Origin of the sequence: Pseudomonas syringae pv. tagetis (assembly GCF_022557255.1) — a bacterium.
Lineage (GTDB): Bacteria > Pseudomonadota > Gammaproteobacteria > Pseudomonadales > Pseudomonadaceae > Aquipseudomonas > Aquipseudomonas caricapapayae.
Genome location: NZ_CP092923.1, coordinates 3,029,252 through 3,054,203, shown reverse-complemented (window position 1 = coordinate 3,054,203; position 24,952 = coordinate 3,029,252). Strand labels below are relative to the sequence as shown.

Genomic DNA, 24,952 nt, shown 5'->3' with positions numbered 1-24,952 from the left:
CAGCGCACCAGGTCGCCGGAACGGTACATCCTCGCCCCGCGCCTGTCGCTGAACGGATCATCGAGGAAGCGCTCGGCGGTCAGCTCCAGGCGGTTCAGATAACCGCGTGCCACGCCTGTGCCACCGATATACAACTCGCCGGGCACGCCCAGTGGCACGGGCTGACCCCGCGTATCCAGGACATACAGCCGCGCATGGGTAACAGGTTTGCCGATGTGCAACACTTTGCCCGGCTCCATCACGCCGGAGCTGGCGACCACCGTGGTTTCCGTCGGGCCATAGTTGTTGACCACGGCGAAACCCGGATCCCGATTGAAGTGGCGCAAACGGTCGCCACCGATCAACAGGGTTTTCAGGGTTGGATGGCGCAGCTCGCGACTGAAAGCGTATTCGGCCACCGGTGTCGGCAAAAACGCTACCTGTAGAGGTTGCGCCAGCCACCAGTCGAGCAATACGTCAAGCTGCTCGTTGCCCATCTCCGCAGGCGGCAGGTGCAGTACCGCACCGGCACACAACGCCGGCCAGACTTCCCAGGCCATGGCATCGAAACCGAATCCGGCAACGCTTGCGGTATGGCTGCCCGCACGCAGATCGAATGCCTGACAGTGCCAGTCGACCAGATTGTTCAGCGTCCGGTGTTCGACCATCACGCCTTTGGGTAGCCCGGTGGACCCCGAGGTGTAGATCACGTAGGCCAGGTGTTGCGTGGTCACTTCCGGCACGTACGGGTTGTCAGTGCGCTGCAACCAGTCCGGGCGATCAAGTGTAATCACCGGTACAGACAAGCCGGGCAGACGCGCCAGCAGTCCGGATTGAACGAGCACCACCACCGGCGCGCTGTCTTCGAGCAGGTAACCGATACGTTCATCGGGATGTGCCGGATCAATCGGCACGTAGCTCGCTCCGGCCTTCAATACCGCCAGCAAAGCGGTCAGCGTCTCAAGCCCTCGCCGCGCCACTACCGCCACGCGGTCGTCCGGGCGTACGCCCAGATCAATCAGGTGATGGGCCAGTGCGTTGGCTTGACCATTGAGCTGGGTGTAGCTCAAGCGCTGCTCGCCCGCCTGTGCAGCCAGTGCGTCTGGCTGATCGAGCGCATGTCGGGCAATGCGCTGATGAATGGTCAGCGGGTTCTCTGCTGCGAAAGCATCGGCATTGAAGCCATCGAGCAGCTCGTGGCGTTCTGCGCCAGGCAGGATGTTGAGCGACTGAATCGCGGCAGACGGTGTCTGCTCCAGAGCGATCACTAGGTTATCCACGGCACAGGAAAGATACGCGCAGACACGCCGGGCATCGATGCCTGTCGAGGTCAGTGCCGTCAGGTCGAACACCTCGCCCAGGTCATCGACGCTGAGGGTCAGCGGGTAGCTGCTGCGCTCTCCCGTCTGCAACAGCTCGATGCCCTGCCAGGCTCTATCGGCAGCCTTGTCATGCTCGCCCGGTGCAGCGCTGTGGCGATAATTCAGCAGCGCGCTGAATAACGGCGCGCCCGCAGGCAAAGCGCTGCAACGCTGGGCGATTGCCAGAGAAGCATGTTCATGGGCGAGCAATCCAGTCAGACGTCGATGGGTTTGCAACAGCGCCTCGCGTGCGGTCTGATCAGCAAGGTCGATACGCAGTGGCAAGGTGTTGATGAACACTCCGAGCGTGCGCTCTGCACCCTCGGTACCGTTCAGACGCCCGAGCAGCACGGTGCCGAACACTACTTTTTTGTCACGTCCGGACAACCGACCCAGTACCTGAGCCCAGGCCAGGTGCATGAGGCTGGCAGGACTGACCCCCAGTTGCCGCACGCGATTGCGTAGCCGCAGACTCAGTGCCTTATCCAGCCGCAGTCTGGCCTCACCCGGAACCTCCGGCCCCGACAATGAGGTCTGGGCAAACGGCAAGGTGGGTTCGTCCAGATCACCCAATTGCTCGCGGAAGAACGTTTCATGCGCGTGGTCGCCCGCCCCCAGCAAGGTTTGCGCGATGTAATTGCGATAAGGCACGGGTGCGGGCAGTTGCGCTTCCTGATCCAGCAGCACTGCCTGCAATTCCCGGCTAAGCAAATCGAGGGCAACGTGATCCATGATCAGGTGATGGAACAGCAGTACCGCCACGATACGCCGGTTGTCAGGGTCCTCGGCATGCACCAGGCGCAGCAGCGGTGCACGAACGAGGTCCAGCGGTTCAGGGGCGGCCAGCGCTGCCAGCGGCACCTCGATTACTGGCAGATCGGCATGACGCCATACCACTTGCACAGGTGTTTCCAGGCCTTGCCAGCACAGCGAAGTGCGCAGTACGTCGTTACGGGCAATGACCTGTTGCAGCGCCTGGCAAAAGGCATTGAGCCGCGAGCGGTCGGCAAACGCGAAGCGTGCCTGCAGGCTATAAGGGTCATCGTCGCCAGCCGACAGATAATGGTAGAAAATGCCTGACTGCAACGGGCCCAGCGGGTAGATGTCCTGCACGTTGGGCGCACCGCCTGCAACGCTGGCAACGACGCGATCGATTCCTGCCTGATCCAGCTTCACCAGCGGTAACAGGTCTGGTGTGATCAAGGTGCAATCCGTACCGATCAGGTTGGTCGGTATCTTCATCTGACTGCCGTTGCCAATGGCACGGGCCAGGGCGGCCAGAGTCGGTTGGGCAAACAACACGCGAATATCTGCGTCCATGCCGCGACGCCGCATGCGAGCGATCAGCGCGACGGCAAGCAGCGAATGGCCGCCAAGCTCGAAGAAGTGATCGTTACGCCCTACTTGTGCGACCTGCAGCAAATCGCTCCAGATGTCGGCCAGCGCCGTTTCCAGCTCACCTTGCGGCGGCTCGTAATCACGCCCTGGCAGCGCATCGCGATCCGGCCCCGGCAAGGCGCGTCGATCCACCTTGCCATTGGCCGTCAACGGCCAAGCATCGAGACGTACGAAGGCGCTCGGCACCATGTATCCCGGCAGACGGGCCAGCATCTCGGTACGCAGCCCGGCCACCTCGATGGCAGCGGCATCGGCGCGCTCGATGAAGTAAGCCACCAGACGAGGTTGTCCTGGCTCGTCCTCGCGGGCCAGGACCAGCGATTCCTCGATACCCGGCAGAGCCGCCAACTGTGCTTCTATCTCGCCCAGCTCGATACGAACGCCGCGAATCTTCACCTGATCATCGTTACGACCCAGGTAATCCAGCGTGCCATCGGCATTCCAGCGCGCCAGATCGCCGGTACGGTACATGCGTGCTTGCGGTCGCTCAGCGAACGGGTCGCTCAGGAAACGCTCGGCAGTCAGTTGCGGCTGGTTCAGATAACCCCGTGCCACGCCTTCGCCGCCGATGTAAAGCTCGCCGGCAACGCCCAATGGCACCAGTTGCCGCCGATCGTCGAGCACATACACGCGGGTGTTGGCGATCGGCCTGCCGATATCCAGGTTTCCATCCGGCAGCAGGCGACCCGAGGTGGCCACCACCGTGGCCTCGGTAGGACCGTAGTTGTTGATCACGGCAAAGCCCGGTTCACGTTGGAACTGACGCAAGCGGTCGCCGCCGATCAGCAGTGTGTGCAGGGTCGGATGGTGCAGCTCGCGGCTGAATGCATATTCGGCTACCGGTGTCGGCAGAAACGCCACTTGCAGGGGTTGGGCAAGCCACCAGTCGAGCAGCGTGTCGAGCTGCTCGTTGCCGATGTTTGCAGGCGGCAGGTGCAGCGTTGCCCCGGCGCACAGGGCCGGCCAGATTTCCCAGGCCATGGCGTCGAAGCCGAACCCGGCAACGCTGGCAGTGTGGCTGCCTGCATGCAGATCGAACGCCTGGCAATGCCAATGCACCAGGTTGGCCAGAGTGCCGTGCTCGACCATCACGCCTTTCGGTTGCCCGGTCGAGCCGGAGGTGTAGATCACGTAAGCCAGGTTGCTAAAGGTCAGGCCTGCCACGAGTGGATTGTGCGATTGCGCGGGCCATTGGGGTCGATCAAGCGCGATCACCGGCACCGTCAGCGCGGGCAGACGCGTAATAAATGCCTGTTGAGCGAGCACCACGACCGGCGCGCTGTCGGTCAGCAGGTAGGTGATGCGCTCATCAGGATGTGCCGGATCCACCGGCACGTAACAGGCACCGGCCTTGAGCACCGCCAACAGGCTCACCAGCGTGTCCAGTCCGCGGCGCGCAACGACCGCAATGCGATCGTCCGGGCGCACACCAAGGCCGATCAGATGATGGGCAAGGCTGTTGGCCTGATGGTTCAAGGCTGCATAGCTCAGCGAGAGCTCGCCGACCTGAGCGGCAATTGTTTCAGGCAGATGGGTGGCCCGGGCTTCGATCAGGCTGTGAACGGTCTGGCCCTGCGGGAAGTCCATCGCGCTGGCGTTGAGCCTATCGAGCAGGTGCTCACGCTCCAGCAGCCCGACCAGCGGGATGTCGCCGAGCACCGTGTGCTCATCTGTCACCAGCGCGTGCAGCAGCTGTTCGAAGTAGCCGCAATAGCGTTGCACCGTCGGTTCATCGAACAATGCAGTTGCATAGTCCAGCGTGCCAAACAGCGCATCACCCTGTTCGCCGAGGTTCAGCGACAGATCGAACTTGGAGACCTGGCTCTGCTGCTCGACCACGCTTAGCGACAGCCCGTCCATGTCCGGTAACGAACTTTCCCCGGCCAGCCAGTTAAGCGTCGTCTGAAATAACGGGGAGTGAGCCAGGCTGCGCGTCGGGCGGACAATTTCCACCACCTGCTCGAAAGGCAGGTCCTGATGATCCTGAGCTTCCAGTACCCGCGCCCTGACTTGCGCCAGCAGCATATCACCGGTCGGAGCGGAAGCTGTGTCGATGCGCACGGCCAGCGTGTTGACGAACAGGCCGATCAACCCTTCCAGCTCAGCGCGGCCGCGTCCGGCAATCGGGCTGCCGACCACCACCTCGGCCTGGCCGGAAAGACGCGCCAGCAGAGCGCCCCATGCAGTCAGCAAGGTCATGTACAGCGTGACGCCTTGACGCTGCGCCAGAGCCCGCAAACCTGCCGTCAGCCGCCCGTCCAGGCGTACATTCAGGCTGGCACCGGCAAAGTCCTGCTGCGCCGGACGTGGCCGGTCGGCAGGCAGCGTCAGCAGCGTCGGCGCGCCTTCCAGTGCCTGCCGCCAGTAGGCGGCCTGATGGTGCAAACGTTCGCCGTTCATCCAACCCTGCTGCCAGACCGCATAGTCAGCGTACTGAATGGCCAGCGCTGGCAGCGGATCGTCCCTGCCTTGTCGCAAGGCCGGGTATAACGCAAGCAATTCGCGAGTCAGCACGCCCATCGACCAGCCGTCAGCGACAATGTGATGCACGGTCAGCAACAATACGTGCTGCGTGTCTTCCACCTGCAGCAGGCAGCCACGGATCAGCGGCCCACGCGCCAGATCGAACCGTGCGGTGGCCTCCGCAGTAACGCGTTCGGCCAGTGTTTGCGGGGCTTTACGCAGATCCTCGACGTTCAGGATCGGCAGGTCCGACGGCGGGGAGAAAAGCACCTCGGCCCCCTCTTCGCAGGCCATGAACCGGCTGCGCAGGGTTTCGTGGCGCTCGACGATTCGCGCCACCGCAGCGCTCAGCGCAATGACATCCAGAGAGCCGCGCAAGCTCAGGGCCAGCGGGATGTTGTACGCCTCATTGCCACCCTCCATTTGTGCCAGAAACCACAACCGCTGCTGGGCGAACGACAGCGGTAACGCCTGATCACGCGGTGCAGGCAGGATCAGTGACAGCTCACTGCGCCCGGCACCGGCCAGCGCACTGGCAACGGCCGCCAGCTCGCCCAGCGCGAAGAGTTCGCCCAGAGGCAATTCCATGCTCATCTGCTGGCGCACCTGAGACACCATGCGCATGGCCAGCAGGGAGTGCCCGCCCAGATCGAAAAAGTGATCGTGGCGCCCTACCCGCTCGATCTGCAGGATGTCAGACCATATCTGCGCCAGAGCCGTCTCGATCTCACCCTGAGGGGGCTGGTAGGCCACCCCCAGCAGCGCCGAATGATCCGGTTTTGGCAGTGCGCGGCTGTCGAGCTTGCCGTTGGCGGTCAGCGGCAGCGCGGTCAGCTCGATGTAGGCCCCTGGCACCATGTATTCAGGCAGGCTGGCTTGCAGATGAGCGCGCATTTGCTCCGGTCCAGGTGCATCGACCTCCAGTTGGCTGGTGAAATAGGCGACCAGACGCACGGTGCCCGGCTCGTCTTCGCGTGCCAGTACAACAGCCTCCCTGACCCCGGGCAACTGGTGCAAACAATTGACAATCTCGCCCAGCTCGATGCGGAAGCCGCGGATTTTCACTTGATCATCGTTGCGTCCCAGGCATTCCAGTTGCCCGTCATCCAGCCAGCGTCCCAGATCGCCCGTGCGGTACATCATGGCTGCGGGCTGGTCACTGAACGGGTCGGCAATAAATTTCTCGTCGGTCAGATCCTGACGATTCAGATAACCCAGCGCTACGCCGTCGCCGCCTATGTAAATCTCGCCAATCGCCCCCAGAGGCGTCAGGCGCTGATGAGTGTCAAGCACGTAAACGCTCGTGTTGCCGATAGGTCGACCGATAGACACCGACTCGGCGTCATCGGCCAGTATTCTTACTTCGCAGGTTGTGGCAAAGGTAGTCGTCTCGGTTGGGCCGTAAGCGTTCAGCAGGTGCAGACCAGGGGCCTGGGCAAGCAGCTTGCGGAAACTGACCGGGTCTGCGCGCTCTCCGCCTGAAAGCAGCAGCCGCAGGCTACCAAGTGCTTCTGGAATCAATTGCACGTACTGGTTGAACAATGCGCTGGTCAGGAACAGCACACTGACATTGCCGTGACGCAGGGCTGCACTGAAGCGCATCGGGTCGATCAGCGTGGTGTGCTCGATCACCAGCAACTGCCCGCCGTTGAGCAAGGCACCCCAGACTTCCATGGTGCTTGCGTCGAAGGCCGGGTTAGAGGCAAACGCGATGCTGTCCTGCTCGTTGAAGTCGGCATAACCGCTGTTCAATACCAGCCTGGCAATGCCGCGATGGGCTACACGTACGCCTTTGGGGGCGCCCGTCGAACCCGAGGTATACATAACGTAAGCCGCCGTGTCGGAGGCCTGCGGCAGGCCCGGATCATGCGCAGGCTGATCATTGAGATCAAGGCGGTCCAAGTCGATGCGCTGCACAGCGGCAGCAGTCGACATCGCGCTTTGCGTCAATACGCACCTGGCCTGGCAGTCATCGAGCATATACTGCTGCCGATCGGCGGGCGCATTGACGTCCAGCGGCACGTAGGTCGCTGCGCATTTACCGACGGCCAACTGGCTGATGACCAGTTCCAGCGAGCGTGGCAGGAGAATCGCCACATGCTCACCGGGCTTCACACCTTGGCCCAGCAGGTAATGGGCAAGGTGATTGGCACGTTCGTTCAACTCGCCGTATGTCAGCGAACGTCGGCCATGCACTGCAGCCACTGCATGCGGATGCAGCGCAGCGCGACGTTCGAACAGCCGGTGCACTGGCTGCTCGCGCGGGTAGTCACGGCGGCTATCGTTGAACGTGGCCAGCAGGCGCTCGCGCTCGGCCTCTGGCACCACCGAGACGTCGATCAGCGCTGTTTCGGATTGCTTTTCGAGTGCCTGTACCAGATGGACAAGGGCTTGTTGCACATAGGCGCAGATACGGTGTGGATCAATACCGGGCGCCGTCTGCGCAGTCAGGCCGAAACCTTCGCCGAAGTCATCGACACTCAAGGTCAGCGGGTAGTTGCTGCGTTCTTGCGCGTGCACGACTTCAATCCCATGCCATGCGGCCCTGCGCGCCTGGTCATCGACCTGAGGTACGGCGCTGTGGCGATAATTGAGCAGCGTATTGAACAGCGGCGCACCCGCCGGCAAGGCACTGCAGCGCTGGGCCAGAGCCAGCTGAGCATGCTCATGTGCGAGCATCCCGACCAGACGATCATGGAGGTCGAGCACCGCACTGCGCACGCAATGCCCGCCAAGATCCATGCGCAGCGGCAAGGTATTGATAAACACGCCCAAGGCGCGCTCGCCTCCTTCGCCACCCCGCAAGCGTCCAAACAGCACGGTGCCGAACACCACGCTGTCGCGCCCGGACAACTGACCCAGTACCTGAGCCCAGGCCAGATGCATCAAGGTGGCTGCGCTGACACTCAGTTGCCTCGCCTGATCGCGGAGCCGGCGGCACAGGTCGGTGTCCAGCGCGAGGCGCGCCTCGCCAGGAATCTGCTCTGCGGATGTCATTGCCAGACCATACGGCAAGGTCGGCTCATCGACATCGCCCAACTGCTCGCGGAAAAACGCTTCATGGGCGTCATCGCCAGGTCCTTGCAGGACGTGGGCGATGTAGTTTCGGTACGGCACAGGCGCGGCGAGCCTGGCTTCATCGCCCAGCAGCACGGCCTGCAGCTCCTGACTCAGTACATCAAGGGCAATATGATCCATGATCACATGGTGGTAGCGCAGTACCGCTGCAATGTTTTGCCTGGCCGGGTCGTGGGCATAGACCAGATGCAGCAGCGGTGCCTGGGTCAGGTCCATGCGTGGTGCATTGAAAAGGTCTTGCAATGCTGTCTCTTGAACAGACAGAGGGGCCTGACGCCAGACCACCTGCACCGGTGCTTGCAAACCTTCCCAGAACAACGCGGTGCGCAGAATATCGTTGCGCGCGATCACGCTCTGCAATGCATCGCAGAAGGCTTCCAGACGTGACGTATCGGCGAACGCGAACTGCGGCTGCAACAGATAAGGATCGCGGTCTCCGGCTGTGAGGTGGTGGTAAAGAATGCCGGTCTGTAACGGCCCCAGCGGATAGATATCCTGCACATTGGCGGCACCGCCCGGCACCTGCGCAACGATACGCTCAATGGCTGGCTGGTCCAGGGCGACCAAAGGCAGCAGTTCGGGCGTGATGCGCTGGCAATGCGCATCGATCAGATTGGCCGGCACCTGGATTTCAGTGTCGCGACCGACGGCGTCAGCCAGTGCCGCCAGAGTTGGCTGGACAAACAGCACGCGGATGTCAGCGCTCATGCCCAAGCGACGCATACGCGCAATCAGGGTCACGGCGAGCAACGAGTGGCCGCCCAGTTCAAAGAAATTATCCTGACGACCTACCTGCGCCACCTGGAGCAACTCGGCCCAGAGGTCGGCCAGGGCGATTTCGATCGCACTTTGCGGTGCTTCATAAGCGTGACTGGCGATACTGTCGCGATCCGGTGCGGGCAGGCTTTTGCGGTCCAGTTTGCCGTTCGCCGTCACAGGCAGGCCGGCAAGCCGCACATAAGCCGCAGGCACCATGTATTCAGGCAGCAGCCCAGACAGCCACGCACGCAACTGCTCGATATCCAGCCCGGTCTGGTCCTCGGCGCAGGTGTAATAGGCAACCAGTCGTTTGTCACCGGGGACATCCTCGCGCGCCACGACCACAGCGTCGAGAACATCCGGATGTTCGTTCAGGCGAGACGCGATCTCACCCAGCTCGATGCGGAAGCCGCGAATCTTCACCTGTTCGTCGTTACGCCCCATGTATTCCAGGCTACCGTCGGCCATCCAGCGACCCAGGTCGCCGGTGCGGTACATACGTGCGTTTGGTGCCTGGCTGAACGGGTTGTCGAGGAAACGTTCTGCCGTCAGTGCTTCGCGGTTGAGGTAGCCCCTTGCCACACCTGCGCCGCCGACATACAACTCGCCGACCACACCCACCGGCACTGGCTCGCCACGGGCGTCAAGTACGTACAACTGCAAATCGGGAATGCGCTTGCCGATGGGACTTGCACCGAGACGCCGGGCGTCTTCGGGCTGCAACGGGTAATAGGTCACGTGCACCGTGGTTTCGGTGATGCCATACATGTTCACCAGCTGTGTTGCGGCATTCACGTTGCGGGCATACCACGGCCTGAGCATCGCTGTCTCCAGCGCTTCACCGCCGAAAATCACCGTGCGCAGCGAATGCGTCTGCTGGTTCTCGCCCTGAGCGGCAATCAGTTGCCGGAACGCACTCGGCGTCTGGTTAAGCACCGTAACTCCGGCGCTGCACAACAGCGTGTAGAAGTCTTCGGGTGAGCGGCTGACCAGTTGCGGCACGATCAACAGACGCCCGCCGTGCAGCAACGCTCCCCAGATTTCCCAGACCGAGAAGTCGAAGGCGAACGAATGAAACAGCGCCCAGACATCCTGCTGGTTGAAACCGAACCGTTCCTCGGTGGCCGAGAATAGCCGCGCTACGTTGCGGTGTTCGATCATCACCCCTTTGGGCAGACCGGTCGAGCCGGAGGTATAAATCACATAAGCCAGGCTTGTGGACTTTACCGGCACCTGCGGATTATGGACGGATTCGTCCTGTAAATCGGCACTGTCGAGACTGATCACCGGCACGTTTGACACCGGCAAGGCCTCCAGCACTGACTGCTGGATCAGCAACGCTACCGGCGCGCTGTCGCCGAGGGTATAAGCCAGACGTTCGAGAGGATACGCCGGGTCCAGCGGCACATAGGCAGCACCGGCCTTGAGAATCCCCAACAGCCCCGCGATCATCGGCAGGCCGCGCTGTGTGCAGATAGCGACTCGATCGTCTACACGGATGCCCATGCCAATCAGGCGATGCGCGATTCTGTTGGCCTGGGCGTTGAGTGTTGCGTAGCTCCACGATGTCCCTTCGAACGTTACGGCGATCGAATCCGGCGTGCGCTGTACTTGCGTTTCAAACTGGCTGTGCAGCGTCTGCTCTTGCGGATAAGCCGCATCAGGTGCATTGAAACCGTCAATCAACTGCCGACGCTCGGCCTCCGGCAAGAGCGGAATATGGTTCACCACCGTCTGGCTGTCGGCAACCATGCCACGCAGTATCGCCTGCAGATAACCCAGATAGCGTTCGATGGTGCGGCGGTCAAACAACGCGGTGGCATATTCCACAATGCAGCGGAACGTATCGGCGCTGTCGCCGACGCTCAGCGCCAGGTCGAACTTTGCGAAGGCCGGCTGCTCTTCCAGCGGTTCCAGGTGCACATCTCCCAGTTGCAATTCCAGCCCCTGGCTGGCATCCCAGTTCAGCGATGCCTGGAACAGTGGGCTGTGCGCCAGGCTGCGCGGCGGCCGCAGGCGTTCCACCACCTGTTCGAAAGGCAAATCCTGATGGTCCTGCGCGGCCACCACACGGGCCTTTATGCGGTTCAGCAAGGTCAACACATCCGGTTCGCCGGACGTATCGACGCGCACGGCCAGTGTGTTGACAAACAGGCCGATCAAACCTTCGATTTCGGCATGACGTCGATTGGCAACCGGCATGCCGACGACGACTTCCTCCTGGCCGGACAAACGCGCCAGCAGTACCGCCCAGGCACTCATGAACAGCATGAATGGTGTAACGGACTGTTTCTGGCAAAAGGTTCTGACGTCCGCACTCAGACGGGGATCGAGATTCAACGCGACACTGGCACCCGAATAGTCCTGGTGCGCAGGGCGAGGACGGTCGGTAGGCAGCGCCAGCAATACCGGAGCACCCGCCAGTGCCTGTTGCCAGTAATCGCGTTGATGGCTCAACCGTTCGCCGTCAAGCCAGTTGCGTTGCCACACGGCGTAATCGCCATATTGCAGCGCCAGCGCAGGCAGCGGATCGTCCAGCCCCTGGCTGAAGGCCTGATAGAGCGCAGTCAGTTCGCGGGTCAGCACGCCCAGCGACCAGCCGTCGGCGACGATATGGTGCATCGTCAGCAGCAATACGTGGCGATCTTCTGCCAGGCAGAGCAAACGACCGCGGACTGGCAGGTCGTGGCGCAAGTCGAAGGGTTGCGCAGCCTCTTGCGCCACAACTGCCTGCAACGCCTGCGGGTCCTGCCCACGCAAATCCTGCAAGGAGATGGCCGGTACCTGGGTGGCAGGCGCTGCCTGCACCCAAGCGTCTTCGTCTTCCTGGCTGAAGCGGCTACGCAGGCTGTCGTGGCGGGCGACAATGCGCTCCAGTGCACGCGTCAAGGCCTGGCTGTCCAGCGTGCCGGTCAGTTTCAGGCCCAACGAGATGTTGTAAGCGCTGTTGGCGTCTTCCATCTGCGCCATGAACCAGATGCGTTGCTGGGCAGAAGACAGTGGCACCGGGCCGTTGCGTGGCTGCACCTCGATGATGGGCAACTGACTGCGTGCGGCAGCGGCCAGGCAGAGTGCAACTGCAATCAGTGAACTGTCGGCAAACAGATCAGCAAGAGCAAGTTCCAGTGAAAGTCGCTGACGTACCTGAGACACCATGCGCATTGCCAGCAGCGAATGGCCGCCCAGATCAAAAAAGCGGTCTTGACGCCCTACCCGTTCGACCTGTAGCAATTCGCCCCAGATCAGGGCCAGTGCGTTCTCCAGCTCACCTTGCGGTGCCTGATAGTCAGCCGTCGACAACGCGCCGCGGTCGGGTACCGGCAGTGCACGGCGGTCGACCTTGCCATTGGCAGTCAGTGGCCAGCTGTCCAGTCGCACCAGTGCGCCGGGCACCATGTAGCTCGGCAGACGTGCCAGCAGCGCGGTACGCCATTGCTCAACCGTATTGGCTGGCGCGTCCGCACGCACGGTGAAGTAACCCACCAGTCGCGGGTGCCCTGGTTCATCTTCGCGCGCCAGCACCAGTGCTTCCTCGATCCCTGTCAACTGACTGAACTGGCTTTCGATTTCACCCAGTTCGATGCGCACACCGCGAATTTTTACCTGATCGTCATTACGGCCCAGGTACTCCAGCGTGCCATCGGCGTTCCAGCGCGCGAGGTCGCCGGTGCGGTACATGCGTGCCTGCGCTTGTCCGGCGAACGGGTCGCGCAGAAAGCGTTCGGCGGTCAATTGCGGCTGGTTCAGATAACCGCGAGCAACACTGTCGCCGCCAATGTACAGCTCGCCTGCCACACCGAGCGGAACCAGCTGCTGCTGCTTGTCCAGCAGATAAACCGAGGTATTGGCGACAGGTTTGCCGATATCCAGACTGCCATCGGGCCATAAACGCCCTGAGGTAGCGACGACCGTGGTCTCGGTAGGCCCGTAGTTGTTGATCACCGCAAAACCCGGATCGCGATGGAACTGGCGCAAGCGGTCGCCACCGATCAGCAACGTGCGCAGGGTCGGGTGGCGCAGGTTGCGGCTGAAGGCGTACTCGGCAACGGGGGTTGGTAGAAATGCGACCTGCAAGGGTTGAGTCAGCCACCAGTCAAGCAGAGTATCAAGCTGTTCATTACCGATGTGGGCAGGCGGCAGGTGCAGCGTTGCACCGGCGCACAAGGCTGGCCAGACTTCCCAAGCCATGGCATCAAAACCAAACCCCGCGACACTGGCGGTATGACTGCGGGCATCCAGGCCGAAGGCCTCGCAGTGCCAGTCGACCAGGTTATTCAGCATCCGGTGCTCGACCATCACCCCCTTGGGCTGGCCGGTTGAGCCCGAGGTGTAGATTACGTAAGCGAGATGAGCCGAATCGAGCCCGTCGATGTGCGGATTGCCTGGCTGTTCCAGCCAGTTCGCCAGGTCAAGGTCGATGACCGGTGTACTCCCCTCGTGGAAGCCCAGCGCCTGCAGGCGCGCCATAAATGCCGGCTGGGACAGCACTGCAACCGGTGCGCTGTCGGTCAGCAAATAGGCGATACGCTCGTCTGGATGTGCAGGATCGACCGGAACGTAGCCGGCACCAGCTTTGAGCACGGCCAGCAAACCGACCAGCGTCTCCAGACTGCGCCGTGCCACCACCGCCACACGGTCGTCAGGTTGCACCCCGACGCCGATCAAATGATCGGCGAGCGCGTTGGCCCTGGCGTTCAGTTCGCTGTAGCTCAGGTGCTGTTTGCCCACATGGGCAGCAATCGCGTCAGGCTGCTGCCGTGCCAGTTGCTCAATGCGCTGGTGAATCGTCAGCTTGCGTTCATAGTCGGCATGCCGATCGTTGAAGCCGAGCAAAAGCTTTGCCCGCTCACTGGCGGGCATGACATCAAGCTGATCGACCGGCATCTGCGGCGCCTGCTCCAGTGCATCAAGCACGCTTTCCATGGTCCATTGCATATAAGCGCAAATGCTTTGCGGGTCGATACCTGCGGTGGTTTGTGCCGTAAAGCCAAAGGCTTCGCCCAGGTCATCGACGCTCAGCACCAGCGGGTAGTTGCTGCGCTCCTGCGCGTGCAGCACTTCGATGCCCTGCCATGTTTCGCCGGAAACCTGCGCGGGCGAACTGTGACGGTAGTTGAGCAAGGCATTGAACAATGGCGTTGGCGCTTTCACTCCACTGCAGCGCTGAGCCAGTGCCAGCGGGGCGTGTTCGTGACGCATCAGTGTGGTCAGGCGCTGGTGGGTTGCCCGCACGGCGGCTTGCACGCCTTGATCTTCCAGGTCGAGACGCAGCGGCAGCGTATTGATGAAGATGCCCAGCGCGCGCTCCGTGGCTTCGGCCCCCAGCAAGCGCCCCATCAGCACGGTGCCGAATACCACCCGCGACTGCCCGGTAAGGCCCGCCAGTACCCGTGCCCAGCCCAGGTGAAACAGGCTGGCGACACTGACACCCAGGCTCCGCGCCTGGGCACGCAGGCGCTGGCACACCAGCAGATCGAGCGTGACGCTGTGCTCTTCGATCTCATCGCCTTCACCGCTCAAGTCCTGCAGACCGTAAGCCAGGGTCGGTTCGTCGAGGTCACCAAGCATCTCGCGGAAAAACGCTTCATGCTGCTCTTCGCTGATGCCCAACAACGCCTGCCCGACGTAATTGCGGAAAGGTATCGCTACGCCCAGCAGCCCGGCCTGCCCTGACAGACACGCCTGTATTTCGTGACGCACCACTTCCAGCGCACTGTGGTCCATGGCGATGTGGTGGAACAGCAGCGTAGCCTGAACACCTTGACCTTGCGCAGGCTCATGGCAGACCAGACGCATCAGCGGTGCCTGACCCAGATCCATCGTGATGCCTGCTGCCGTCGGCAAACTGTCGACCTTGAGTTCAGCATGGCGCCAGACCACTTGCACCGGGGTTTCCAGGCCGTCCCAGTGCACTGAGGTGCGTAAAATATCGTGCCGGGAGATGACGGTTTGCAACGCCAGAGTGAACGCCTCCAGGCGTGCTTGATCAGAAAAGGCGAACTGCACCTGCATCACATACGGATCGCTCTGAGTAGCGGTAACGTGGTGGTACAAAATGCCTTGCTGCAACGGCGCCAGCGGATAAATGTCCTGCACATTGGCAGCGCCCCCCGGTACCGCCTCCATCAATTGGTCAACGGTTGTCTGGTCAAGCTCCACCAGCGTCAGCATCCCGGGCGTGATGCGCTCACAACCCTGCGGGATGCCATTGCCTGGCAACACCAGCGCGCCACGCCCGGCATTCTGGTAATCGCCTTGCTCGATCAGTTCGATCAGCGTCGGCTTGTGCTCGCGCAGGTGTTCGAGCAAGCCGTTATCAGTCAATGCACGGCGATTCCCCTGCACCACCAGTTGTCCGTCCTTGACTGTCAGGTGAATGTCGTGGGCTTTGAGTGTCGCCAAGAGTTCGTTGATGCTCACAGGATAATCTCCATGTTCTCTGTGATAGCTGCGTAGCCTGCCAGCGTCGGTTGTTCGAAAAGTGCCCGGACATCGGCCTCGATGCCTTCCTGGCGCAGGCGCGCCGTCAGGTTCACCGCCAGCAGCGAGTGGCCGCCCAATTCGAAAAAGTTATCGTGACGCCCTACTTGCCCGACCCCGAGCAATTCGCTCCAGAGCCTGGCCAGCAAGACCTCTGTTGCGCCTTCTGGCGCTTCGTAAAGGCGAGTCGGCAGTGCGTCGCCACTCGGTGCAGGCAAAGCCTTGCGGTCCAGCTTGCCGTTGGGGCTCAGCGGCATGGCGTCCAGGTGCACAAAAAGTGCTGGCACCATGTAATCCGGCAACTGCGCACGCAGCACCTCGCGCAGTGTCTCGACCTGCAGTGGTATGCCGGTGTAATAGGCCACCATTCGCTGACCGCCCGGTTGCTCGTCGCGAACCAGTACAACGGCTTGCTCGATCCCCGGATGACCGGTCAGGCACGCCTGAATGTCGCCCGGCTCGATGCGCAATCCGTGGATTTTCACCTGATCGTCATTGCGACCGAGAAACTCGAGGTTGCCGCCTGCCCGCTGGCGTACCAGGTCGCCACTTCGGTACAGCCGGTCGCCTGCAACGAACGGGCTGTCGATAAAGCGTTCGGCGTCGGCGTGTGGCAGGTTCAGATAGCCCCGCGTTACCCCGGCACCGCCAATATGCAGTTGGCCGATAACACCTTGCGGTACAGGCTGGTCATAGGCATCAAGTACATACAGCCGTGTGTTGCTGATCGGGCGGCCGATAGGCAACGTACGCTCCGGCACCGCCTCGTCGGGCTCCAGTGTCCAGACGCTGCAATCCACGGTGGTTTCGGTCGGGCCGTAAACGTTGTGCAGGCGGACCTGCGGCAGTTGTTTGCGCAACTGTCTGGCCAGAGCAGTGGTCAGCTCGCCACCACCACAGACGATGTCGGTCAGGCTGTGGCACTGGCTGCTCTGTGGCAGGTCGAGAAATTGCTGCAGCAGCACAGGAACAAACTGCACCACGCTGACCTGACGTTCCTGAATCACTTGCACGACATAAGAAGGATCGCGCTGGCCATCAGGTCGGGCCAATACCAGCGGGATACCGCTGGTCAGTGGCCAGAAAATCTCCCAGACCGAGGCGTCGAAACTGATCGGTGTCTTTTGCAACAATGCGCTGCCCGAGGTCGGCGGACACAGTCGTGAACTCCATTGCACCAGATTACTGACGTTGCAATGCTCGACCATCACCCCTTTGGGCGTGCCGGTGGAGCCTGAGGTGTAAATCACATACGCCAGATGGTTAGGCGTCAGGCCATAGACACGCGGGTTGTCGACGCGCCGCCTGTCCCAGGTTGCGCTGTCCAGATCGACCCGCAAGGTGTGCTCGCATTCGAGCAGATCGCGTGTGCTGGTGTGTACCAGTAAAGCAACCGGCGCGCTGTCCTTGACCATGTAGTGCAGGCGTTCGCGCGGGTAGCTTGGGTCGAGCGGCACGTAGGCACCACCGGCCTTGAGGATCGCCAACAGGCCGACCACCATCGACATGCCGCGCTCGACACAGATTGCTACGCGGTCATCGGGCTGCACACCCAGATCGATAAGGTGATGGGCCAGGCAATTGGCCTGCTCGTTGAGCTGTCGATAACTCAGTTGCGAACGCCCGGCGCGCAACGCGACAGCGTGTGGCGTGCGCACCGCCTGGGCTTCAAACAGCCCTTGCAGGGTTTGCTGAAGATCGTGATGAACCTCAGTGGCATTGAAATCGACCAGCGAGCGCTGGCGCTCCTCGGCGTCCAGCACAGAAAGATGCTGTACAGGCAGATCCGGCTGGCATTCAAGCGCATCGACCAGGCCAGTCAGCGCCTGCTGCACATAGCCACAGATGCGTTGCGCGCCCACTTGAGGAGGCACTGTTACATTCAAACGCAGGCTGTCGCCCAGATCATCAACGTTGAGGCTTAACGGATAATTGGTGTGCTTCTCGCTGGCTAGAATCTCCAGACCACGCCATGCATCACGCTGCGCATCCTGGCGGGCCTGACCGGCGGCGTGTCGGTAGTTGAGAATTGCACTGAACAACGGCAAGGGCGCGGCCACTCCGCTCCAGCGCTGGGCCTGAGCCAGTGACGCATGTTCATGAGCCAGCAGTGCCGCAAGCCTGGCGTGAGTAGCGCGTGCGCCTTCGCGCACCCCGAGAGTCTCCAGATCAATTCGCAGCGGCAGCGTGTTGATGAACATGCCCATGCCACGGTCGGCGCCCGCACCACCCTGCAGACGACCCAGCAATACAGTGCCGAATACCACACGGTCGGTGCCGGTGGCTGCTGCCAGAACGCGCGCCCACGCCAGGTGGAACAGGCTGGCGACACTGACCCCGAGTTGCCGCGCCTGACTGCGCAAACGTTCTGACAATGCATCAGGCAGCAGCTGTTGCGCGTCTTCGATGGAGTGTCCACCACCCTGCACATCGCGCAGGTCGAACGGCAGCGTGGGCTCGTCGATATCGCCCAGTTGCTCACGGAAATACGCTTCGTGCTCTGCTTCGCTGACACCCAGACGTGCCTGGGCCACATAGTTGCGATAAGGTACTGCGGGTCTTGACGGATCAGGCTCGCCGCGCAGACAGGCGAGCATTTCCTCGCGCATGACGTCGAGCGCAGTGGCATCCACCACGATGTGATGGAACATCAACGTTGCAGACAGGCCGGAGCCTGTCGCGTCCGGGCAGTACGCCAGGCGAATCAGCGGCGCGCAGCTCAGGTCCATGCGCGCAGAGCCTGCGGGCGCGTCGATTTGCGCCAGCGGCACGCGCTCGACCATAAGCTCGGCCTGCCGCCAGACAACCTGGTGCGGCGCATCCAGACCTTCCCGGACGATCGCAGTGCGCAGGCTGTCATGCCGTGCAATGACCTTGCGCAGTGCATCGGCCACCGCCTCCAGGCGCTCCGTGGTGTCGATGTTGATGCGCAGTTGCAGCAAGTACGGATCGCCCTGCTCTGCAGTCAGGTGGTGATACAGAATGCCTTCCTGAAGCGGTGCCAGCGGGTAGATCTCCTGCACGTTGGCCGCGCCGCCAGGCACCGTGGCGACAATACGCTCGATGCTCGTCTGATCGAGCTGTGCCAGGCTCAGCAGATCCGGCGTGATGTGCGTGCAACCGACTGGAACGCGGTTGGCCGGCACCGAAATTTCGCGGCTTTTGCCTACGGATGTAGCCAGTGCGGCGACGGTGGGCTGGCCAAGCAACACACGGACATCGACGCCGAGGCCGGCATTACGCAGGCGCTCGACCAGACTGACCGCCAACAACGAGTGGCCACCCAGCTCGAAGAAGTTGTCGTGACGTCCGACTTTTTCCAGGCCCAGCACCTGCGCCCAGAGTCCGGCCATGACGGTCTCTGTCTCACCTCGGGGCGCCTCGTAGGCCTGCCCGGTCAACTCTTCCAGCTCCGGATCCGGCAAGGCACGGCGATCCAGCTTGCCATGGCTGGTCAAGGGCAGCGCATCCAGGCGGGTCAAGGCCAGCGGCACCATATGAGCAGGAAGACGCGCGCGCAGCGCTTCGCGCAGGACTTCAGGCGCAACGGGGGCGTTTTCGGTAAACCAGGCCAGCAAACGCTCGCCACGCACCAGCACCACGGCGTCTTTTACTTCGGCCTGGCGGGTCAGGGCCGATTCGATTTCGCCGAGTTCGATACGCATGCCGCGAATTTTTACCTGATCATCGTTGCGCCCCAGGTAGTCCAGGCTGCCATCGGCATTCCAGCGCACCAGATCGCCACTGCGATACAGGCGTGCCCGCGCCTTGTGGCTGAACGGATCGATAACAAACCGCTCCTCGGTCATCTGCGGCCGGTTCAGGTAACCACGCGCAACCCCCGCACCACCGATATACAGCTCGCCGATGACACCCACAGGAACTGGCTGCAACTGTTCATCCAGCACGTACACGCAGGTATTGGCAATCGGACCGCCGATGTGCAGCGGACCGCCTGGTTTGACCGCACCGGAGGTGGCCACTACCGTGGTTTCGGTCGGGCCATAGTTGTTGATCACGGCGAAGCCCGGGTCGCTGTCGAACTGACGCAAACGATCACCGCCGATCAGCAGCGTGCGCAACGTCGGATGCTGATGCGGGCGTCTGAACGCCTGCTCAGCCACCGGAGTGGGCAGGAAACTGACCTGAAGTGGCTGTTCCAGCCACCAGTCGAGCAGCTCATCCACGTGTTCGTTGCCGACCTGTGCTGGTGGCAGATGCAGCACGGCCCCGACACACAACGCGGGCCACACCTCCCAGGCCATGGCATCGAACCCGAAACCGGCCACGCTCGCTGTATGACTGCCAGCCTGCAGATCGAACGCCTGGCAATGCCAGTGAACCAGGTTGACCAGCGTGCAGTGCTCGACCATGACGCCTTTGGGCTGGCCGGTCGAACCGGAGGTGTAGATGACGTAAGCCAGGTTCTGCTCGTCATGACCCGGTACGTACGGGTTGCTGGCGCACTCATGAAGCCAGGTACCCCGCTCGATGTTCAATTGCGCAGCATCGCCTGCCAGACCGCAGGTCGAGTCTTCGGTCAGCACCACACGAGGTGCGCTGTCGTCTAGCAGATACGCTATGCGCTGCGTCGGGTAGACCGGATCCACCGGCACGTAGGCAGCACCGGCCTTGAGTACCGCCAGCATGGCGACCAAACGCTGTGGGCCACGATGCAGGCACAGTGCGACCCGTTCATCTGCTGTTACACCCAAGCCGATCAGGTGATGGGCCAGGCGATTGGCGCGCTCGTTGAGCTGAGCGTACGTCAGGGCATTGCCACCCTGAATCACCGCTGCACTGTCAGGTCGGCTGGCTGCCTGCGCTTCGATCAGCGCCTGCACGGTGCCGTGCTGCGCAAACACCTGTTCACTGGCGTTGAAATCACGCAGCAGATGGCTGCGCTCTTTGGCATCGAGAATCGAAAGGGTATCCAGCTTCAGTGGCCGCGCTTCTTCCAGCGTTTCCAGCAAATGCTCCAGCGTATTCAGCACCCAGCCTGCGATGCGCTTAGCGCCCATGCCTTGCAGTGCCAGCACCTGCAGGTCGAAGCCTTCACCCAGGTCGTCCACGCTGAGCGTCAACGGGTAATTGCTGCGTACATCACCACCGAGCACCCGTACGCCTTGCCAGAGACCTTCGCCGTCATGCGGTTTCACGTCAGCACTGTGGCGGTAATTGAGTAGCGCGCTGAATAGCGGCGAACCTGCCGCCACCGCGCTGCAACCCTGCGCGAGTACCAGCGAAGCCTGCTCGTGAGCGATCAGCGCAGAAAGGGTCGAATGGACCGTCTGGACGACTGTGCGAGTGGCCAGTGTTGTATCAACGCGCAGCGGCAGGGTATTGATGAATACGCCTAGCGCCCGGTCAGCCCCCTCACCGCCCATGCGCCCCAACAATACGGTGCCAAACACCACGTCGCGTCGGTTGGCAAGCACACCGAGAACCCGCGCCCAGGTGACGTGCATCAGGCTTGCAGCGCTTACACCAAGTTGCCGCGCCTGCTCGCGCAGCCTCAGCGCAAGCGTACGATCGAGTGAACATCGGTGTTCCTCGATACCGCTGCCGTCTGCACGCACGTCATGCACGCCAAAAGGCAGGGTGGGTTCCTCCACGTCGCCAAGCATTTCCCTGAAAAACGCCGCATGATCGGCCTCATCATTGGCCAGGCGTACCTGTGCCACATAGTTACGATAAGGCACCGGCGTCTTCAGGTCAGAGTGCTGGCCGAACAGCAGCGCCTGCATCTCGCGGCTGACAATTTCCATCGCGGTGTTATCCAGCACCAGATGATGGAACAGCAGAATCGCAACGGTTTCGCCGCTCGCCGGCTCCCGGGCATGCACCAGACGCATCAACGGTGCCTGAGACAGGTCCAGTCGATGATGACGGGCGTCAAATCGCCGCTGCAAGCGGTCGATGCTCGCCGTTTCAGTCTTTTCGGCATCGAACTCGATGGCCTGAACGGTCAGTTCGGCGTTACGCCAGACCACTTGCTGCGGGCTTTCCAGACCTTCCCAGACCACAGAGGTGCGCAGAATGTCATGGCGGTTGATGACATGCTGCAATGCAGCCGCCCACGCGTACAGACGCTCCGGCGTGTCGAATGCCAGGCGCCATTGCAGCAGGTAGGGGTCGCCCTGCTCTGCGGTGAGGTGATGATAAAGAATGCCTTCCTGTAAGGGTGCCAGCGGATAGATGTCCTGCACATTGGCAGCGCCGCCCGGCACATGGGCAACGATACGATCAATGGTGGTCTGTTCGAGCGAGACCAGACTGAGCATTTCCGGCGTGATCCGCGTACAGCCTGGCGGGATGAGGTTCGCGGGGGCCTTGAACGCCTGAGAATCAACCTGGCAAGCGGCCAGAGCGGCAAGCGTTGGCTGGCTGAGCAGCACATGCACGTCTGCCGCCAGCCCGGCGTGGCGCAGTTGCTCGACCAGATTCACAGCCAGTAAGGAGTGACCGCCCAATTCAAAAAAGTTGTCGTGCCGCCCCACCCGCTCCACGCCCAGCACCTGGGCCCAGATGGCCGCCATGGCGATTTCCACCTCGCCCTTGGGTGCCTCGTAGGCCTGACCCAGCAGGTATGCCGGGTCCGGGTCAGGTAACGCGCGGCGGTCGAGTTTGCCGTTGGCCGTCAAGGGCAGTGACGCTAGACGCGTGAATGCGCGTGGCACCATGTAACCGGGCAGTCGTGCTCGCATTGCAGGCGACAGTGTGGCGGTGTCGACCGGGGATGTTTCCGTGAACCAGGCCAGCAGATGCAAGTCACGAACCAGTACAACGGCGTCCTTCACGCCTTCCAGACTGGTCAGCACCGCCTCGATTTCTCCCGGCTCGATGCGCATGCAACGAATCTTCACCTGATCATCGTTACGGCCAAGGTAATCCAGGGTCCCGTCGGCATTCCAGCGCACCAGGTCGCCACTGCGGTACATCCGTGCGCGGGCGTCATCGCTGAACGGGTCGGCAACAAACCGCGCTTCGGTGAGCTGCGGCTGATTCAGATAACCTCGCGCAACCCCCGCTCCGCCGATGTAAAGCTCACCGGGAACGCCCACCGGCATAGGGCGCAGGCGCTCGTCGAGGACGTAAACCCGAGTGTTGGCGACAGGCCCGCCGATGTGTAGCGAGCCATTGGCCATTACCCGCCCGGAGGTGGCGACGACAGTCGTTTCAGTCGGGCCGTAATTGTTGACCACGGCATAGCGGCGGTTGTACACGAATTGACGAAGGCGATCGCCGCCGATCAGCAGAGTCCGCAGGGTCGGATGGTCTTCTGCCTGGCTGAAGGCATATTCGGCCACCGGAGTGGGAAGAAAGCTGACGTCCAGCGGCTGCGCACGCCACCAGTTCAGCGTCGCTTCAATGTCCTCTCCGCTGTCCTGAACCGGTGCCAGGTGCAGGGTTGCGCCCGCGCACAGGGTCGGCCAGAGTTCCCAGGCCATTGCATCAAAGCCAAACCCTGCCAGGCATGACGTATGGCTGCCTGCCTTGACATCGAACGCGTTGCAATGCCAGTCAACCAGATTGGCCAGCGTACGGTGCTCCACCATTACGCCCTTTGGCTGGCCGGTGGAACCCGATGTGTAAATGACGTACACCAGATTGTCGCTGCTCAGCCCCGGCACCAGCGGATTGCTGTCAGTCGATGGGGACTCAGTGCAATGATCCAGCTCGATCAGCGGCATTGCCAGCGGCGGCAGACGTTCGATCAACGTCGACAGCGTCAACACCACCACCGGCGCACTGTCGCTGAGCAGGTAATGCAGACGTTCGCGCGGGTGTGACGGATCGATTGGCACATAGGCAGCGCCCGCCTTGAGAACCGCCAGGAGCCCTACCAGTGTCTCCAGGCCACGGCGGGAAACGACAGCAACCCGATCGTCAGGCCGCACCCCTTGGTAGATCAGGCGCTGGGCCAGTGCATTGGCCTGCCGGTTGAGTTGCGCGTAGGTCAGGTATTGCTCCTGATAGACCGCGGCCACTGCATACGGGCGGGTACGGGCCTGCTGTTCGATGCGTCGATGAATCAGCTGTTCATCCGCAGCGGCCCTATGCGTCTGGTTCCAGGCCTGTATTTGCGACTGCTCGGCAGGTGTTGACAGGCGGAAGTCCTGCAGCTTGAGCTGCGGGCTTTCCAGCCCCTGCTCCAAGAGGTGCAGCAGACGCCCGGCGATGGCCTGGGCCTCGGCATCCTCTACCCAGGCACGGTGGTGGACCAGATGCAGCGAGGCCTCATCGTTGTGGCTGTTGCTGCGCAAATGAATGGCAAGTGGTGTGGCCTCGTAACCATTGGATACTTTTACCGTCTGAGCCTGGGCCTCGCCGTAGCAGTAATCATGGTCTTCAAGCTCGTAGGATACCGAGACTTCGAACAACTGCGCCCGCTCCTCACGGGATAGCTCGAGGCTCCGATTGAGCTCGCTCAGCGGGTAGCGTTGGTGACGAAAATCGCGTTTCAGCGCGTCACGCACCTCGACCACCAGAGCGCCGAAGTCCAGTGTCTCGGCGAAGGCCATGCGCACTGCGCTGACCTGAGCGAAATGGCCCAGGGTTGCCTTGAAGCGTGCCCCGCTGCGGTTTAGCAGTGGCAACCCTGCAACCCATTCGTTGCGTTGCGCCGTACGGGTGAAATAGACGTGCAGAACCGCCAGCAATACATGAAACGCCGAGGCGTTGTGGCGCTCGGCAAATTGCTTCATACGTACATGCAATGCCTGAGGAAGTGCCTGCACCCATGCATGGGAGGGTGCAGGGTCTGTCGCTCTGCGGTTGTGATAGCGCGATACCAGCAACGGCTCCGGCAGATCGCGGTATTTTTCCAGCCAGTAGGCCTCGTCCAGCGAATATCGCTTCGACGCCTGGTACAGCGCATCGTCTGCAATGAATGCGCTGTAGCCTGGCGCATTGATGTCGAGGCGCTCGCCTGCCCTCAATGCGCTGTAAATCTCGCCCAGAGACTTGAACAGTTGCCCGAAGCCCCAACCATCCAGAATCAGGTGGTGGGCCTGCGCTACCAGCCAGTAACGATCATGGGCGACACGAATGAGGCAGAAGTCAACCAGCGGGCTGCCATCAAGTGTGTAGGGACGCCGCATCTGGTCATTGACCAGCGCTCGTGCTGCATGCTCCGGTTCTGGATGATCCCTGAAGTCGTGCAGCGGCATGGGCTGCGGCATGGCAGCCGCATAGGATTGGAGCGGCAAGCCATCCGGCCCGGCCCCAGGCACAAGCACTGTGCGCAGGCTTTCGTGAGCGGCAACCAGATGATCAAGCGCTTGATGCAGAATGGTCGGATCGACCGGCCCGGTCAGTTGCAGGTAGCCGCCGATGTTATAAAGCGGAGAGTCGCCACGGCTGATCTGGTCAAGCCAGATATCACGCTGGGCAGCGGTCAGAGAAAAAGTTTCGGCGGCAGGGGCACGCAT

Annotated in this window: 2 protein-coding genes (1 of these 2 only partly in view); both read right to left on the bottom strand. The window is 61.9% G+C overall.

The features are described 5' to 3' along the window. On the bottom strand, positions 1 to 15,458 hold the 5' portion of the coding sequence (locus MME58_RS13530; protein ID WP_055005750.1) for a non-ribosomal peptide synthetase. The gene continues 2,329 nt to the left of window position 1, outside the view; the window shows 15,458 of its 17,787 coding nt (coding positions 1–15,458); its start codon is at positions 15,456 to 15,458; its stop codon lies off the left edge, out of view. Beyond that, positions 15,455 to 24,952: a non-ribosomal peptide synthetase gene (locus tag MME58_RS13525; RefSeq protein WP_055005749.1), complete on the bottom strand. Its 9,498-nt coding sequence runs from the start codon at positions 24,950 to 24,952 to the stop codon at positions 15,455 to 15,457. Before MME58_RS13525 ends, MME58_RS13530 begins: the two co-directional genes overlap by 4 nt.